This is a genomic window from Marinomonas pollencensis, assembly GCF_003387375.1.
GTDB classification, from domain to species: Bacteria; Pseudomonadota; Gammaproteobacteria; order Pseudomonadales; family Marinomonadaceae; genus Marinomonas; species Marinomonas pollencensis.
In genome coordinates, this window is record NZ_QUNG01000017.1 from 16,706 (window position 1) to 34,100 (window position 17,395).

15 protein-coding genes and 1 riboswitch are annotated in these 17,395 nt (G+C 46.2%); of the genes, 1 reads left to right on the plus strand and 14 read right to left on the minus strand.

The window, feature by feature from the left end:
- Positions 1 to 156: 156 nt before the first annotated feature.
- From DFP81_RS16625 to DFP81_RS16650, 6 genes are all read right to left on the minus strand, one after another.
- Entirely contained in the window at positions 157 to 1,266 is a 1,110-nt protein-coding gene (locus tag DFP81_RS16625) for an ABC transporter ATP-binding protein (protein WP_115899011.1), read from the minus strand.
- Between the two features lie 65 nt (positions 1,267 to 1,331).
- Complete coding sequence (locus DFP81_RS16630) at positions 1,332 to 2,216, minus strand: carbohydrate ABC transporter permease (protein ID WP_115899012.1); 885 nt, start codon at positions 2,214 to 2,216, stop codon at positions 1,332 to 1,334.
- Entirely contained in the window at positions 2,206 to 3,138 is a 933-nt protein-coding gene (locus DFP81_RS16635) for a carbohydrate ABC transporter permease (protein WP_115899013.1), read from the minus strand. The genes DFP81_RS16630 and DFP81_RS16635 overlap by 11 nt, the downstream gene beginning before the upstream one ends.
- Before the next feature lie 71 nt (positions 3,139 to 3,209).
- Entirely contained in the window at positions 3,210 to 4,457 is a 1,248-nt protein-coding gene (locus DFP81_RS16640) for an ABC transporter substrate-binding protein (protein WP_115899014.1), read from the minus strand.
- Positions 4,458 to 4,740: 283 nt separating this feature from the next.
- Complete coding sequence (locus DFP81_RS16645; RefSeq protein ID WP_181903124.1) at positions 4,741 to 6,192, minus strand: ATP-binding protein; 1,452 nt, start codon at positions 6,190 to 6,192, stop codon at positions 4,741 to 4,743.
- Positions 6,179 to 6,928, minus strand: coding sequence for a response regulator (locus tag DFP81_RS16650; RefSeq protein WP_115899016.1), 750 nt, complete (start codon positions 6,926 to 6,928; stop codon positions 6,179 to 6,181). Before DFP81_RS16650 ends, DFP81_RS16645 begins: the two co-directional genes overlap by 14 nt.
- A gap of 191 nt (positions 6,929 to 7,119) precedes the next feature.
- Here DFP81_RS16650 and DFP81_RS16655 point away from each other — a divergent pair, with 191 nt between their 5' ends.
- Positions 7,120 to 8,088 carry a carbohydrate kinase family protein gene (locus DFP81_RS16655; RefSeq protein WP_115899017.1) on the plus strand — a complete coding sequence of 323 codons (969 nt, stop codon included), beginning with the start codon at positions 7,120 to 7,122 and terminating at the stop codon, positions 8,086 to 8,088.
- Positions 8,089 to 8,160: 72 nt separating this feature from the next.
- Here the strand turns inward: DFP81_RS16655 and DFP81_RS16660 are convergent, their stop codons facing one another.
- The 8 genes from DFP81_RS16660 to metX all read right to left on the minus strand — a co-directional run bounded on the left by DFP81_RS16660 (position 8,161) and on the right by metX (position 17,253).
- Entirely contained in the window at positions 8,161 to 8,892 is a 732-nt protein-coding gene (locus DFP81_RS16660; protein WP_245959201.1) for a 3'-5' exonuclease, read from the minus strand.
- Positions 8,893 to 10,749: a DUF294 nucleotidyltransferase-like domain-containing protein gene (locus DFP81_RS16665; protein WP_115899018.1), complete on the minus strand. Its 1,857-nt coding sequence runs from the start codon at positions 10,747 to 10,749 to the stop codon at positions 8,893 to 8,895.
- A gap of 16 nt (positions 10,750 to 10,765) precedes the next feature.
- Positions 10,766 to 11,329: a TMEM165/GDT1 family protein gene (locus DFP81_RS16670; protein ID WP_115899019.1), complete on the minus strand. Its 564-nt coding sequence runs from the start codon at positions 11,327 to 11,329 to the stop codon at positions 10,766 to 10,768.
- A gap of 10 nt (positions 11,330 to 11,339) precedes the next feature.
- Positions 11,340 to 11,529: riboswitch (yybP-ykoY riboswitch) on the minus strand.
- A gap of 76 nt (positions 11,530 to 11,605) precedes the next feature.
- A complete protein-coding gene (locus DFP81_RS16675; protein ID WP_115899020.1) occupies positions 11,606 to 13,189 on the minus strand; it encodes a BCCT family transporter in 1,584 nt (527 codons plus the stop codon).
- Positions 13,190 to 13,632: 443 nt separating this feature from the next.
- A complete protein-coding gene (hemW, locus tag DFP81_RS16680; protein WP_115899021.1) occupies positions 13,633 to 14,811 on the minus strand; it encodes a radical SAM family heme chaperone HemW in 1,179 nt (392 codons plus the stop codon).
- Positions 14,808 to 15,416, minus strand: a complete 609-nt coding sequence (rdgB, locus tag DFP81_RS16685; protein WP_115899022.1) for an RdgB/HAM1 family non-canonical purine NTP pyrophosphatase — start codon at positions 15,414 to 15,416, stop codon at positions 14,808 to 14,810. Before rdgB ends, hemW begins: the two co-directional genes overlap by 4 nt.
- Before the next feature lie 89 nt (positions 15,417 to 15,505).
- Positions 15,506 to 16,096: a methionine biosynthesis protein MetW gene (gene metW, locus DFP81_RS16690; RefSeq protein WP_115899023.1), complete on the minus strand. Its 591-nt coding sequence runs from the start codon at positions 16,094 to 16,096 to the stop codon at positions 15,506 to 15,508.
- On the minus strand, positions 16,096 to 17,253 hold the full coding sequence (metX, locus tag DFP81_RS16695) for a homoserine O-succinyltransferase MetX (RefSeq protein WP_115899024.1): 1,158 nt from the start codon (positions 17,251 to 17,253) through the stop codon (positions 16,096 to 16,098). The genes metW and metX overlap by 1 nt, the downstream gene beginning before the upstream one ends.
- Positions 17,254 to 17,395 lie beyond the last annotated feature (142 nt).

The following is a 17,395-nucleotide window of genomic DNA, read 5'->3' on the forward strand; positions in this document are numbered from 1 at the left end:
ATAGACGACGAATTCGAGACACAATGGTGTAAAGAGGGCGAGGTTTGTTTAGCGGCAGGAAAAAGATAAGTAATAACAGGAAGCTAACATAAAAAAAGCCAACCCGAAGGTTGGCAAAAATTACGCTTAGTTACTATCAAAATGAAGCCAACAGCATTAGATATCTAAACGCTGGCCGGTTTTCGGGTCAAAAATAACCGCTTTAGATGTATCAAACATCATATCGATGACACTGCCTGATTCCGCAAGGTAACCCGGGTTAGAGCGACAATTTATCTCGGCATCATTGATGCGAGTGATGATCATGGTATCGGCTCCCATTGGCTCTGTGACTTCCACTTCAACGCCTGTGGTCATGACAAATTCTTGGCCTTCTTTGTGTGGTTGAGGCTCAGTGATCATTTCAGGGCGAAGGCCAAGCAAAACGGTTTCTCCGATACGCTGAGTTAATGAATCTGGTCTAGGAAATGGGATGGCGGAGGTGCGATGGGCTGCCAACTCTAGCATCGGCGTGCCATTCTGCTCGATGACCTTTGCTGGGATGAAGTTCATTGCCGGAGATCCCATAAACCCTGCGACAAATAAGTTTGCCGGATTGTCATAAATCTCTTGTGGTGTGCCTAGCTGTTGTACCTCGCCATCTTTCATGACGGCAATACGGTCAGCGAGCGTCATCGCTTCGATTTGATCGTGGGTTACATAGACTATGGTTGTGCCCAATTTTTTGTGTAATTTTTTAATTTCGGTACGCATTTCGACGCGCAATTTGGCATCAAGGTTAGACAGTGGCTCGTCAAATAAGTAAAGCTGAGGACGACGCGCTAGCGCCCGTCCCATGGCGACACGCTGACGTTGTCCACCCGATAACTGAGCAGGTTTGCGATCCAATAAGTGGCTGATCTGCAGCAGTTCTGCGACCCGTTGTATCTCTGTGTCCCGTTCTGCTTTCGGGACTTTGCGCATTTCTAAGCCAAACGAGATGTTTTGCTCAACCGTCATATTAGGGTAGAGCGCGTAGGATTGAAAAACCATAGCAATGTCGCGGTCTTTCGGGCTGGTGTAGGTGACGTCTTTATCGGCGATTAAAATGCGCCCTTCAGTAACTTCTTCCAATCCGGCGATAGAGTTCATGAGGGTCGATTTACCGCAACCTGATGGTCCCACTAAGATAAGAAATTCACCCGCCTCGATGGAGATGTTAATACCCTTTAGGATTTCTGTTTTGCCGTAGCTTTTTTTAACGTTATCTATGGTTAGGTTTGCCATGTTATTACTCCAAATTCAGTCTATATTACCCGCGCAGTGAAAAGGTGTAGGCGCGGGTATCTTGGTTAGCCTTTGACGGCACCGGCGGTTAGGCCGCGCACAAAATATTTTCCTGCGAAGACATACACGACAATGGTCGGCAAGGCAGCGATGATCGCAGCGGCCATATCCACGTTGTATTCTTTGCCACCAAAACTGGTGTTCACCAAGTTGTTGAGTGCAACCGTAACCGGTTGAGAGTCAAAGCCAGAAAAGGCGACACCAAACAAGAAGTCATTCCAGATTTGTGTAAATTGCCAAATCACAGTCACCACAATAATCGGCGTAGAGACGGGCAAAATAATGCGATAGAAAATCGTGAAGAACCCAGCGCCATCAAGACGTGCGGCTTTCACCAGTTCGCCAGGAATGGACTGGTAAAAATTACGGAAGAACAGGGTAGTGAAAGCAACACCGTAGACCACATGCACAAAGATTAACCCTGTGGTCGAACTGGCAATGCCTAACCAGCCTAAGGTTTGCGCCATAGGCAGTAACACGACTTGAAAGGGAATGAAGCAACCGAGTAGCAAGGCCGCAAAAAATAAATTGCTGCCACGGAATTTCCATAGGGAGATCACGTAGCCGTTAATTGCACCCAACAAGGTCGATATTGCGACTGCCGGAATAACAATTTTAAAGGAGTTTAAAAAATACGGTGAGATGCCGGTACAAGTACTACCAGTACAAGCGCCAGACCAAGCTTTGCTCCAGGAATCAAAATTCAACGAGCCCGGCAAAGATAGCAGTGTTCCATTGCGCACTTCTTCCGCGTCTTTTAACGAGGTTAGTAACATAATAATCAATGGCATAAGGTAGAAAAACGCCATGATCAACAGCACGGAATATAAAGCAATACGCAAGAGTTTCGTGACACCAGATGTGTTACGAGCGGTGCTATTATTTTTCATTTTTATTCCCTCGTAACTCAGAGTACAAGTAGGGTACTAGGATCGCCAAGATGCAACCTAACATAACCATGGCGGACGCTGAGCCCATGCCAATTTGGCTGCGAGTAAAGGTGTAGGTGTACATGAAGTTGGCCGGTAAATCAGAGGCGTAGCCTGGGCCGCCATTGGTCAAGGCTTGAACCAAGTCGAAGCTCTTGATAGCAATATGCGACAAAATCACTAAGGCGCTGAAAAACACCGGTTTTAGTGAGGGCAAAATAATACGGCGATAAGTGGTAAAAGTGCTGGCACCATCAAGGTGAGCGGCTTTAATTAAGTCACCATCTACGCCTCGAAGTCCGGCCAAGAAAAGCGCCATAACAAACCCAGAAGCCTGCCATACAGCGGCGATGACCAAACAATAGACCACCATGTCAGGGTTGGTTAGCCAGTCAAACTTAAAGTTTTCAAAGCCCATGTCTATCATCAGCTTTTGAATCCCATTGGTCGGGTTAAGTAACCATTTCCATGCGGTACCTGTGACGATAAATGAAATGGCCATGGGATACAGGTAAATAGTGCGCAGGGCGCCTTCGGTACGGATTTTTTGATCGAGAAAGATGGCGAGCATTATGCCGAGAAATAAACAGATCAAAATAAACAGGCTGCCGAAAATCCCTAGGTTGGTTAATGCCACTATCCAACGGTCGTTGTTAAACAAACGTTCATATTGGTCCCAACCGACGAATTTGTAAGAGGGCAGCATGCGGGAGTTCGTAAAAGAGAGTACGGCACTCCAAATCATGTAGCCATAGATACAGAAAATAGCAATAAGCATGGTGGGTGCTAGCACTATTTTGGGCATCCAGTCGGCTAGGTTAAAGCGCGCAGGACGTCCTGACTGAGTCTTTTCTGACCCAGAATTGGCAATGTTAGTCTTCATAATAGATGGTCACTACAAAGGAGGAATAAAGAGGCTGACGCTGGGTCAGCCTCGCGAGCAAGTGTGAATGATTAGAGGCTTGCTTTGACCGCTCTAGACAGTTTGTCAGCCGCTTGTTCTGCTGTCATATCTTCAGTGTTGAAGAAGTTGGTAATGACATCAAACATAGCGCCTTGCACCATAGAGTTAACCGACATGCCGTGCGCCATGCTAGGCAATAGGTCGCCCGATGCAGAGGCCGCATTAAAGGCATCCATAGAAGAATCGGCACAGGTATCAAATTTATCTCGAGGCATACCTAAACGCACAGGAATAGAGCCTTTCGCTAGGTTGAATGCTTCTTGGAAAGTCGGTTCAAGAATCAAACGGGCCAAGTCTTTTTGGGCTTTCTGAGTGTCTTCAGAGTCCACTTGGAACATGGCCATTGAATCGATGTTGAAAGTGTACTGACCACTGGTACCAGGCGCTGGAACACAGATGTAATCAATACCTGGTTTTTTACCTGCAGAAGTAAACTCGCCTTTTGCCCAATCGCCCATTACTTGCATGGCCGCTTTGCCATTAATCACCATAGAGGTGGCGACGTTCCAATCACGGCCGGAGAAGCCAGGGTCAACGTACTGACGCATTTTTTTGAAAGTGGTCAGAGCATCGATCATTTTCGGACCCTTGATCGCGTCGTCATCTAGATCAATGAAAGCGGCTTTGTAGAAGTCTGTTCCTTCCGATAAGGCAATCGCTTCGAAGAGTGTCGCGTCTTGCCAAGCTTGGCCGCCATGGGCTAGAGGAGTGAAACCGGCTTTTTTGATTTTGTCGGCAGCGACAAAAAACTGATCCCATGTGGTGGGGATAGAGGCACCCGCTTTACGGAAAACATCCGGGTTTGCCCATAGCCAGTTTACACGGTGTACGTTGACGGGAGCGGCAACATAATGGCCATCGTATTTCATGACTTTACTGACAACAGGTGGGAGAATTTGATCCCAGTGACCGGCTTTAGCAACATCGTCTATGTTGGCGAGGAAGCCTAAGTCACCCCATTCTTGGATGGTAGGGCCTTTAATTTGTGCGGCGGCAGGAGGGTTACCAGCAATGGCGCGCGATTTTAGTACTGTCATGGCAGATTCACCACCACCGCCAGCTACCGCGAAATCTTTCCAGGTGTTGCCTGCGTCTTCCATTTCTTTTTTCAATACATTAATCGCGGTCGCTTCACTGCCTGATGTCCACCAGTGTAGCACTTCTACTTCGCCTGCTTGGCTATTGGCCGCCGCCAACGCAAGAGCAACAGTAGATAAACCTAATGCAATTTTTTTCATGATAGTAACCTTTGTTATTTTTATGGTATCTAAGCTCTGCTGGCTTAGCTTAATGGTTTGCTTGAAGGAGCCTTCGCAAGGCACCTATCAAGAGTCTCAATTTAGCAGAGCGCTTGCTGTTGATGGGTAAGATAGAGCAACCAAATGTAACAAAGTCTTGCAAAGTGAGGGAGAATGGCACAGAAACGGATAGTAAATGGCGAAATAATACGCTTTTTTTGAGCTCTTCTGGTTGCTAGCGTGCCGAAATGTGCACGATAGCGAATCTAAAAATACACCTTGTTTAATGCCTCGGCAGCCTTAATTTGGCTTCTAAGCCACGCTCCGGTAAGTTACTTAGCACCACTTCACCACCATGGGCACGGGCAATGTTGCGAGCGATACTTAGGCCTAATCCCATGCCGCTTGGGTGCCCTGCATGGTCGGGAGTGAGGCGAGTATAAGGTTGGAACATCTTGTCAATTTGCTCGCTGGGAATCCCCGGCCCTTGATCACAAATGCAAATGCACAGCTCGTCCTCGCTGTCAGCTATTAAGACGGTGGCGCTGGCTCCATAATACAACGCGTTGTCGATTAGATTGCCTAAACAGCGTTTGATGGCCAGTGGTTTGCCTATATAAGGGTGATTTAATTGCCCACGAATAGTCAGTCTCTCAGTGCTTAGGTTGGCCGCTTCTTGAATGTCTTTGAGCATGCGCAAAATATCCAGTTCGACGCGATTTTCATGAATATCTGTTTCTTTTACACTCTGTAGCGCACCTTTAACCAACATGTCTAAATCTTCTAGGTCTCGAATCATTGCTTCGCGAGTGTCGTCTTCGTCAAGCAATTCTGCCCTTAGGCGTAATCGAGTAATAGGGGTTTTTAGATCATGGGAGATCGAGGCAAAGAGGCGTTCACGGTCATTCAAGTAGCGCTGAATACGAGCCTGCATGTCGTTAAAAGCGCGGGCGGTATTGCGTACCTCTACACTGCCGTATTCTTTTAGGGGCTTTGAATCACCTTGGCCAAAACGTTCAGCGGCTCTGGCGAGCATCGCGAGTGGACGGGTAACTCGACGAAGAATCAATAAACTGAGCAACAATACAGTGATCACTGAGATCGTCATCGTAAAAAGGCGTTCGCCGCTGAGAGCAGAAGTGCCATCTAAAAAGTAGGGATCTGGCATTAAGCTGGCAAGATACAGCCAGTCTTTATCATTAATAGCAATTTGAATGACAATGATAGGCGGCGTTAGCGGTTTAACCAATAAGCTGTGATTTCCCCAGCGTTCAGGTAAATCGGTTAATAAGGTGTGGTTGTTGATAACGTGCAAGTCGTCTGGGCTGGAAAAAGCTATTTTGGCGTTATGGATCCCTAGTTGTTTGATTAAGGTGGATTCGACTTGGTTTTTCACTACGTCCATTAATGGTGAGTCATGGAGTTCGTTAATGCGGATTTCTTCTCGGTTGAGTGTGACAAAGAAACGTGTGCCGCCCATGCTTTGCAGTTGATCAATGACAATGTGACGATAATTACGTGGTAAAGACGTAAAGTAGCTTACCGTTGAGGCGATGCGATACGACATGTGTTTAGACACTTCGAGGACGTTTGTTTCTGTATCTGAGTTAAGCTGGCGTAGCCAGATGGACGAACTAATAAACTGGGCGCTGGCGACGCCTAAGGCCATGATGATGAGAATTTGGCCGGTTAGCGAATTGGACCAACGCTTGATGCGTTTATTAATGCTGCTCATCCGCATCAACCGTGTCAGATGCCAGTACATCAGCAGTCAAAATGTAGCCTTGACCACGCACTGTTTTAATCAATAGAGGTTGTCTGGCGTCTTCACCAAGGCGCTGCCGTAAGCGACTCACATGCACATCAATAAAACGATCTAAGGGGGCACTGTCGCGACCGCGAGTGTTTGCGGCGATGTGTTCTCGGGTCAAAACTTCACCAGGGCTTGCTAAGAAGAGCATCAGCAGATTGTAGTCTGCGCCTGATAATGACGCCTTCTCGTCTTTGTAGTGCAGCTCCCTTGACAGCGTGTCGAGGGTAAAATGTGAGAAATGATAAAAGCGTTGCGCCACTGTAGGGGCTTCAGCAATTTCTGTGTGTTCCATGCGCCGTAAAATCGCCTTCATACGCGCGAGCAGTTCACGAGGATTAAAGGGTTTGGCCAGATAATCATCGGCCCCGATTTCTAGGCCAATAATACGGTCCATTTCATCAGAATTTGCGGTTAGCATGATCACCGGAACCTGTGACTGAGTACGCAGCGAACGGCACACAGAAAAGCCATCTTGCCCAGGAAGCATGATGTCTAAAATCACTAAATCGACGTCTTGAGCGGGCTTGAAATCAGCCAGAAATGCTTCGCCAGACTCTGCGGTAAAAACCTGAAATTGGTGCTTCTCGAGGTAGGTTTTTAGCAAGGTGCGAATGTCGTCATCGTCATCAACGACGTAGATGCATTTGGCTTTCGTCATTATTATTCTCAGTGACAGGCGGAAGATTATTTAGAGACCTTCCAGTCTAGCAAGAATCCTAAAGGGAACCAATTGCTACAATGATCGAGGTTGGCCAACTCAATTAAATAAATTAAATTGATTTAAAGTTCATCTCGCTGCATAATTTTTCACCTTTCAAGACCACGTAGCTCAACATAGAGAATGACAAGATGACGACAAAAATAATGGCGTTCGGCGAAGCCCTGATCGACTTCCTTTCTAACGGTGCGACCCAAGCAGGCGAGTTGGAATCTTTTACAAAATTTCCAGGCGGTGCACCAGCGAACGTTGCTGTTGCCGCAGCACAACTTGGTGGTAATAGCCATTTTGCGGGACAAGTAGGAGATGATGCTTTTGGCCATTTCCTAAAGAATTCTCTTGAAAGCTACGGGGTGGTCACAGACAGCATGTTGATGACCAACGAAGCCAAAACGGCGTTGGCATTTGTCAGTCTAGATGATACGGGTGAGCGGAGTTTTGAGTTTTACCGCAATCCTTCTGCGGATATGTTGTTCCGTGAAGAAGATTTTAAACCCGCTTGGTTTGAAGGCCACGGCGTGTTCCATACTTGCTCCAATACGTTAACTGATGAAGCTATTACCCAAGCAACCTTGGCAGGTATTCGCTTAGCGCGTGCTGCGAACTGGGTTGTCAGCATCGATGTAAACTTGCGTATCAATCTATGGCCTGACCATAAAGTAGACACTCAGCGCGTTATTGATTGGATGCAAAGTGGCGATGTTGTCAAAGCGAGTTTAGAAGAGTTGGCAGTATTAGCAGAAGACCCGTTTGCATTGATTGAGGCAAGTCTAGCCGCTGGCGTGACCTTGTTTGTATTAACCGATGGCGGTAATTCGATTCGTTTTTACAGTAAGCGCCAAGGTAATGGCGAAGTTGTGACGCCAAAAGTCGATGTGAAAGATACAACGGCAGCAGGTGATGCGTTTGTTGGAGGCTTGTTGTATCAACTAGCCGAACAAGGTGGCGACAGTGCGTCTTTGGCTGAATTATCAACACAACAATTGACTGATATTATTCGCTTTGCCGCAGCCTGTGGTGCTGATTCGGTGACGAAATTGGGTGCTTACCCATCGTTACCTACATTAGAGCAGGCCCAAGCGCGCCTTAGTACTTTCTAGTCGACCCCATCAATCGGTGAACTGATTGTATCAAGCCCAGTGTGTGATATTTCACGCACTGGGTTTTATGTTTTAGAGCCAGTAGTTTGAGATCGGGGCGTTAGGGTCTAGGTGATAACTGATTTGTGCTTGCAAGAGCTCAGCAGAAGAGAGGGCATCAGTAAGTGCATGGTGCGCTTTGTAGCGCGGCAGATGATAGCGTTGTCGGCAAGCGTCTAATCGCAACGATGGTTTGCGCGCAATGATACGCTTCCACCAAGGTGTTTTGTCTTGGGCAAGATGCTCTATGTGCATGGTATCTAAAACCGGAAAATACAAAGGAAAACCATAGACATTAAGTGCGGCTTCTCGCAGAAACTCTCGCTCTATGGACACACAATGCACCACCACAACTTTGCCTGAGAGCACGCTAAGGATTTCATTGAGAATACGATGTAATGGCGGTGCTTCAGCGAGTTCTGTGTGGGTAATCTCATGGATGGTGACCGACTCTGCATTCAGAGTTCTTTCTGGTTTCGCCATCCAATAGCCTGCGCCATTGCAGCGAATAATACGATGATCCATCGGCACACAGCCTAAACTAATAATCTCGTCTTTTAATGGATCAAGCCCAGTAGTCTCTAAATCTAACGCTAATAAAGGGGTGTCTTTTAGTGGGCTATCCAGAGCAATGGTGCCCGCTTCATAATAGCGTTTGAGTGGGCCTTCAGGTGCTTCTTTGGCCCACTTTGCAAACATGGCTTGCCAATCTTGGAGCGGCTGTTTCTGCGTTCCTTTCAAGGCTGTCATGAGTCGTTTTAACATCTAATTGCGTTTCCCTGCGTAGCGGAACTTAATAAATTCCTGCTGTCTTTCAACTATGTGGAAAGCGTCCCGTAAATGACGCTTCTCAAATGAGGACAAGTGAGCAGGGTTAACATGATTGGTGGGCGCTTCTTCTTTCTCAATTTGATCTTTCTGACTGCGAATACGCACCATACCGATCATTTCTAAGGCAAGCGCCAAATCTTTTGCTCGACCATCTGGTAGTAAACCTGCGTTGTCGATATCTTCTAAGCGCTCCAATGTGTTCAGCTTATCACTGCCGCAGGCGAGGGCATGGACGCGGACAATATCGATAATAGGAGCAATTCCTCTTTCTTTAAGGTTAAAGGTGCGAGATTGTTTGCCTTCGCCATCCAAGACAAACTGTCGGAAGAAGCCAAGAGGTGGCTTACGCTGGTTAGCATTACGTGCCATGAAAGTTAAAAAGCCCGGATTGGCTTTTGCTTCCTTACGTATATGTCGGTTTAAGTCTTTTGCTAAATATTTATCGCCGTGTACCCCTTTTAAATCAAAGAAAATAGACAAGCGTAATAACGCTTCTGCTTTAGGTTCTTTGATCCATTCACTGAAATATTTTTTCCACTGTTGAAGCGGCTGGCGCCACATGGTATTGGATGCCATGACATCGCCAGTACATAAAGGGTAGCCACACATATCAAGATTTTTACAAACCCAGTCACTTAAGCTTCTGAAGTATTCACCGTGTATTTGAGGGTCGTATTGGTTGCTTAAAATCAGCGCATTATCTTGGTCTGTTTTAATCGTTTGCTCTTCACGTGCTTGTGAACCTAATGCGACAAAGCAGTAAGGGACGGGAGGCTTACCAAATTTCTCTTCACCAAGTTGTAACAAGCGCTTCACAAACGCTGTACCAATGTGGGACATGGCATTACCAATCATTTGAGTGTTGGCATCCGCGAGTACTAGTTGAGTAAAGGTGTGAGTCATCTTGTGACTGATCGCTTGCAAGCCTTCAATGCTCGTTTGTTTATAAATGTCGCTAATTAGGTAAATACTACCATGGCTTTCTGCTTGAATAATGTCGCCGGTACTGACAACACCAATCGGTTTATTTCCTTTAAGGATAGGAATGTGGTGAATGTTCTTTTCCATCATTTTTAGGACAGCTTCAGCGGCGTAATCGCCACTGTCCATAGTAACCGGGTCTACGGTCATTACCTTGCCTACCGGTGTGTCGTAGTCTAAACCGGCTGCCACTACGCGGTTGCGTAGGTCGCGGTCGGTTAAGATGCCAACGAGGGCATCATTTTCCATAATTAATAGGCTAGATACCTTGTTGTCGGCCATCATTTTCGCCGCTAGACGAATGTTGCCATCGATAGCGATAGTGATGGGGTTTCGGCGTAACAGGCTGACAATTGGGCAGGTCATCAAAGAGAGGCCGGAATTTTGTGATTCCATCGCCACTTTTAGTCGAACTTCCTGATCTAGCTCGAAAAAATCTGAAAAGCTGTCGTTTTCTTCGTAAAGCTTTAAAAACCAACGGGCTGGAATACGATAGAGCAAGCTGTCTTCGATCACGCGCATAGACTGAGAAGACTTACCGCCTCGCAGTAGTGATGCGTAGCCAAAGAGTTCGCCTTCGTTCATGCGACGAATGAGCTTTTGTTCTTTGCCTAGGGCTTCAACAGCGCCACTACGGATGAAGAACAGAGTGTGATTGAGCACGCCAGGCTGAATGGCCCATTCTCCTGCACGCAGGTACTGAACTTCGACTTCTTTAACCATGTCATTCAGTTGTGGGTCATCAATCAGCTCGCTAAATGGAGCATGTTGGCAAAGTGCTTCTACTATCTCTGTTAATTCGACATCCATAACGTATTCCTAGTGATTAAAGCAGTGGTGATAAAATACTGACTAACCCCATTACCAAAAACAGTAAACAAGCTAGTCGGCGGGTTAATGTGGGATTGATACGGTCCATGATCCAGTTCCCTGCAAAGACAACGGGCACATTGGCGATCATCATACCAATGGTTGAACCAAATAAAACAAGGCCAACCGAGCCATAATGTGCTCCTAATAATACGGTAGCGATTTGAGTCTTGTCTCCAATTTCTGCTAGGAAAAATAAGATAAAAGTGGCCATGAATGCGCCATACTTGAGCATCAAGCCTTCTTCACTATCGTCTTTGTCTGGAATAAGTAGCCATAAGCCAACAATAATAAAGCTCAAGCCAACTACCCAGCCAGTCCAGTGAGCAGGAATCAAATTCGCGGCTTCAACACCAAACCAAGCAGATAAAGCGTGATTTAATAAGGTGGCAAACAAAATGCCCATTACAATGGCTGTTTTTGAGGAAAATCGAGCGGCAAGGAACAGAGCAAGAAGCTGTGTTTTATCGCCCATTTCAGCAAGGGCAACGGTAGAAATAGAGGTTATGAATGCTTCCATTATTGGGAATTCCTAGGTGGGCAAATAAACAAAAGACAACGAACCTGTGCCCACCTGAGCCAAGTTATTGTCTTAAGTCTCATCAATCCTATTCGACTCTAGTTCGAACTAGGACTTCTTTGCCACGAGCATGGGGCTCAATTATGTTGACAAAGAATCTTTGCAAAACGCAAAGAAGATTACTCCCCTAAGAGGACGCGAATAATAAAGGACTTCTTCGCGTAAAACAATACGAGCGGCCAAAGCCGCTCGTATTAACACTGTTTACTGGTGGTCTTATTTATAAAGATGCATGTCGCCACGCAAACCTTTAAATAGGGCAACACACATAATCAGCATCAGTAGGGTAAACGGTAAGCCGATAGTCACTGCTGCCGCTTGAATGGCTGACAAGGCTTCTGAGCCACCACCAACAAGCAAAGCAATGGCAATCACGCCTTCTAATACCGCCCAGAAGACACGCTGAATCATTGGTGCATCTGTTTTACCGCCGGCGGTAATACCGTCGATAACCAGAGAGCCTGAGTCAGAGGAAGTGACAAAGAATACCAAGACCAAGACGATACCAATGAAGGAGGCAAGAGAAGTTAGCGGCAAGCTCTCAAGCATTTGGAACATGGCCAAGGAAGCATCGGTTAGGCCGCCAGCTAAAGAGCCTGTACCGTTGGTAATTTGATCTAACGCAGAGCCACCGAAAATAGACATCCAAACAAGAGAGACTGCTGTTGGTACTAGCAAGACGGCAGTTAGGAATTCACGAACGGTACGGCCACGAGAAACGCGCGCGATAAACATACCAACAAATGGCGACCAGGAAATCCACCAAGCCCAGTAGAAGATAGTCCAACCGTGATAGAAGGTTTGGTCTTCACGGCCAATCCAATTACCTAGCGGAATAATGTTCTCTACATAACCTAAGAAAGTTGTGCCCATGGTGCCGAAAATAGCACCTGTGTTGCCCACGATCAGAACAAATGCCGCAAAGACTGCAGCGATGACCATGTTGACATTACTCAATAATTTAACGCCGCCTTCAAGGCCACGAGCTACCGAGAAAATAGCCACCGCGGTAACACCACAAATCACCACAATTTGAGTGGTTAGCGTGTTAGGGATATTGAAGAGGAAGTTCAGACCACTGGCAGCCTGTTGTGCACCAAAGCCAAGAGATGTCGCCAAACCAAAAATAGTCGCGATTACCGCAAGTGTATCGATGCAGTGACCAATCACGCCCCATACTTTCTCACCAAAAAGAGGGTAGAAAGCAGAACGAATAGTCAGCGGTAAACCTTTGTTATAAGCGAAGAAAGCCAATGATAAAGCGACAACAGCGTAGATCGCCCAAGGGTGAAGACCCCAATGGAACATGGTTGCGCCCATTGCCATTTTCACGGCTTCTGGGGTGTTGGCAGTAACATTAAGCGGTGTGCCGTACCAGCCTGTGTAATAAGCAACTGGTTCTGCCACACTCCAGAACATCAAGCCAATACCCATACCGGCAGCAAACAACATGGAGAACCAGGTAATAGTCGAGTGCTCGGATTTGGCTTCACTGCCGCCTAAGCGGATTTTTCCCATTGGTGAGAGGATCAGCGCCAAACAGAATAGAACAAAGATGTTGCCAGAGATGATGAAGAACCAATCAAAGTTGTTGATGGCCCAAGTTCGCGCGCCCAACAGAACTTCTTTCGCGTCGGTTGGGAACATGATAGTTGCAATAATAAATGCAAGAATGATGATTGCGCTGGTACTAAATACAGGGTTTAGGATGTCCATTCCTAGGAAACGAATATTGTCCTGTCCCACCGTATATGAGGTATTGTATTCCTGCCGGCCGTTGCTCGGCGCCTTGTTTTTCATAGATCTCTCCTGAATAAGTAAACACTTTTCGAATCTTTCTAAACAAACTTCGTGCAGCCAACTGGCTTTTGCTTGACCAATCCAACTTTTATCATAAAAAAAGTCTGGAGAAGAACTGTTCTTGTTACGTCATGAATTGTCCTATTTTCCCTTTACCGCGAATGCTTAGGTAAGCATTGTTGGCAACAAAGACAAGCAATCGATCCGCAGTTTTGCGGAGCTAAAGACAATATCAGGTCTTTAATAGCAATTAGATGACACAGGCAAAACCGTTCAGTGGCGCTGATTTTATTGTTTAGATGAAGGTGTTTTAGATAAACACGCTATGTCGTGTTTATCTAAAACCAGAATAAAGAAGGACATTCTCCGTGTCCGTCTCATAATTAGCGGCAAGATTTACATTTATTTGTTTAGATGTCAAACTATTGTCAAAAAAGAGGACGCTAAGCAAGAAAGAGTTCAAGCAGCTCATTTAAGAATAATTTGCCCTTTTCTGTGGTTTTCACTTTTCCTATTTGCCACTGTTCAGCGTCAAGAAATCCTTTCTTAAGCGCCGTTTTACAGGCTTCTAATAAAGCTTGCGGTAGAGGCTGATAGGTATAGCGCTGATAATCTTGCAAGTCAAAGTCTTCAAATAGACGCAGACGATTCATCATAAATTCCAATGGTAAATCTTCCTGCTCTATGGATTCTTTGATGACTAATGCTTCAGCGAGATTATTCAGGTAGTGATTCGGATGGCGAGTTTTACGGCTGCGAAAAATTTGCCCATCTGGTAATGTGATTTTGCCATGTGCGCCTGCACCAATACCAAGATAGTCCCCAAAGCGCCAATAGTTTAAATTATGAGCGGCTCGATGATTTGCTTTAGCATTGGCGGATACTTCATATTGTGCGTAGCCATGTTTTTCTAGCAGTGCCTGACCTGCGTCTTGAATTTCCCATAAGGTATTGTCTTCGGGAAGACTTGGTGGGCGCCGATAAAATTCGGTATTGGGTTCAATTGTCAGCTGGTACCAGGAAATATGCTCAGGGTTAAGCTGGACCGCGAGCGTTAAGTCTTCCATAGCCATATCTAGGCTTTGGTCGGGGAGGCCATGCATTAAATCAATGTTGATATTATCGAAGCCTGCGAGGCGAGACTTATCCACAGCATGGATAGCTTCTTCTCGGTTGTGGATTCTTCCTAGGGTTTTCAACAGGTTTGGCTGAAAACTTTGAATACCAATGGACAATCGGTTAATGCCAGCTTGACGGAAATGACGAAACTTCTCTTGCTCAAAGGTGCCCGGGTTTGCCTCCATGGTGATTTCGGCATTATCAACCCAGGTTAGTTTGTCACGTAGAGCGTCCATTAAACGGTAATAAAAGTCCTCGCTCATTAAGCTTGGTGTACCGCCACCAATGAAAGCGGTCTGGATTGGTCGACCTGCCACATAAGGCATATCTGCGTCTAAATCCGCTAATAACTGTGCTAAATAGGCGTCTTCAGGTAGTTTTCCGTCTTGCTCAAAGCGGTCAGCTTGGTGTGAATTGAAATCACAATAGGGGCATTTCCGCACACACCAAGGCAAATGAATGTACAGGCTAAGTGGCGGCAAGCTGGCCGTATGATCTGTCATAGAGAAGTTCTGCGTTGTTGGAAGGCGGTAACCAGTTGTCTTAGGGCTTGGGCACGATGGCTGATTTGGTTTTTTACTTCTTTTGGTAGGCTAGCAGCACTACAGCCACATTCTGGCACATAGAAAACGGGATCGTAACCAAAGCCTTCTTGGCCTTCTGTTGAGGTTAAAATGCGCCCCTCCCAAACCCCATGAAATACCAAAGGAGTTGGGTCATTTTGGTGGCGTAAATACGCCAGAACGCAATGAAAGCGAGCACTTCTCTGAGACTCAGCTACGCCGTCCAGTTTTTCTAGTAATAGTGCATTATTGGCTTCGTTGTTACCGTGATCCCCAGCAAAGCGAGCCGAGTAGATACCAGGTGCGCCATTAAGGAAGTCGACTTCGATACCAGAATCATCTGCCAAGGCTGGTAAGCCAGTATGTGCGCAAGCATGACGCGCTTTTAAAATGGCATTTTCAATAAAGGTTAGGCCTGTTTCATCTGCTTCAGGCACATCAAATTCGTTTTGTGGTTTGATATCAAAGCCAAGGTTTCCTAGTAAGGCATTGAATTCTTTAATCTTACCAGCGTTGTTGCTGGCCAATACGATGGTTTGGCTCATCGTTTTTCCTCTGCAGTATAAATGCGCTGTTGGGACGTAAAAGGCGGCAGAAGAGCCGCCTTTTTCATGGTGTCGAGATGACGTTCAGTTTAGCGCGTAATGTGAAAAATAGCCGTCTCACTAAACATATTAGGCATAGTACGAATCCACCAATGGTCGCGTAAATGACCGTCGACTGCTGCCCAACGTAAAATCTTAATGCCTTTTTCATTACATAGGCGCTCAAAATCTTGGAAAGTAAAAAAGTGAATGTTGGGCGTGTCATACCAATTATAGGGTAGGAAATCAGACACTGGCATACGGCCTTTGAGTGCCAGATGCAGACGGCTGCGCCAGTGGCCGAAATTTGGGAAGGTGATAATGCATTCCTTACCAATACGCAGCATTTCGTCGATGAGTAGGTCCGGGCGGCGAAACTGTTGTAGAGCATGGGTCATCAACACTAAATCGAAGCTGTGGTCTTCAAAGTTTTGCAAACCTTCGTCGATGTTTTGCTCTAAAACAGGGATGCCTTTTTCAATACAGGTGTTCAGGTCATCTTGGCCTATCTCTAGGCCATATCCTGTAATTTGTTTGTTGTTTATCAGGTGATGGAGGAGCTCACCTGGGCCACAAGCCAAATCAAGAACATGTAAGTTAGGCTGAATCCATTCATCAATCATTTCTAAATCAGAACGCATTATAAAGCCTCCGAAGTGATGCTTTTACCGACACGCGTTAAAAAGCTGTTTAATGTTCTCATATAACGGGGGATAGGAAACAAGAAGGCATCGTGGCCTTCTGCTGCTTCTATTTTTGCATAGGAAACGTGTTTCCCCGCCTTTACTAAAGCATTCACAATTTCTTCACTGCGCTCGGGAGAGAAGCGCCAATCGGTCGTGAAGGAAACCAATAAAAATTCACACTGCGCGCGTTTTAATACGGCGGCCAAATCGCCACCGGTTGCTGCTGCAGGGTCGAAATAGTCGAGTGCTTTGGTCATCAGCATATAGGTATTGGCATCAAATCGTTTGGTGAAGGCCTCACCCTGGTAGCGCAAGTAGCTTTCTACCTCAAATTCAATGCCATAATTGTATTGGTATTCTTCATGACGCATCTGACGGCCAAATTTTGAGCCCATAGCATCATCGGATAAATAGGTAATATGACCGAGCATTCTGGCTAATCCAAGGCCATTGGTCGGAACGGATTGTTGGCTCAAATAGCGACCATCATGAAAGTCTGGATCACGTCGAATAGACTGACGAGCGACTTCATTAAAGGCAATGTTTTGAGTCGATAAATTCGGTGCAGAGGCAATAATTACAGCGGCTTTTAAACGCTCTGGAAAGCGAATACTCCATTCTAGTACTTGCATGCCTCCTAGGCTTCCGCCAACGATGGCAGCAAAGGTCTGAATGCCCAGCTTATCAGCCAAACGGGCTTGGCTTTCGACCCAATCTTGCACGGTTACTAAAGGGAAATTCTCGCCCCAAATCTCACCGTTTTCAGGGTTGATACTGGTCGGGCCTGTACTGCCGGAACATCCGCCTAAATTGTTTAAGCTGATGACAAAAAAGCGTTCTGTATCGATGGCTTTTCCAGGCCCAATGGCACTGTCCCACCAGCCAGGTTTTTTGTCCGACATGGCGTGATAGCCCGCCGCATGATGATCGCCACTTAAGGCGTGACAAATCAAAATGGCATTTGAAGCAGAGGAATTTAACTTGCCATACGTTTCATAAACAAGTTGATAGCTAGGTAACTCTTGGCCACAAGAGAGCCTAAGAGGCGTCTCAAACTGTGCAGTCTGTGGCGCAACAATACCAACAGAATCGGCTGGGATAGCGTCCGGCATAAGCTTTTGATGTCCTGGTGAAAATTATCGCGCTTTGCACTAGCAAAAAAGCGGACAGGGTGAATCTAGAGGCACAGTCTAGCGGTTGCGGCAGACCTCATCAAGAGAGCGGAGAAGAAATGCGAGATCCGTCTAGTATGGG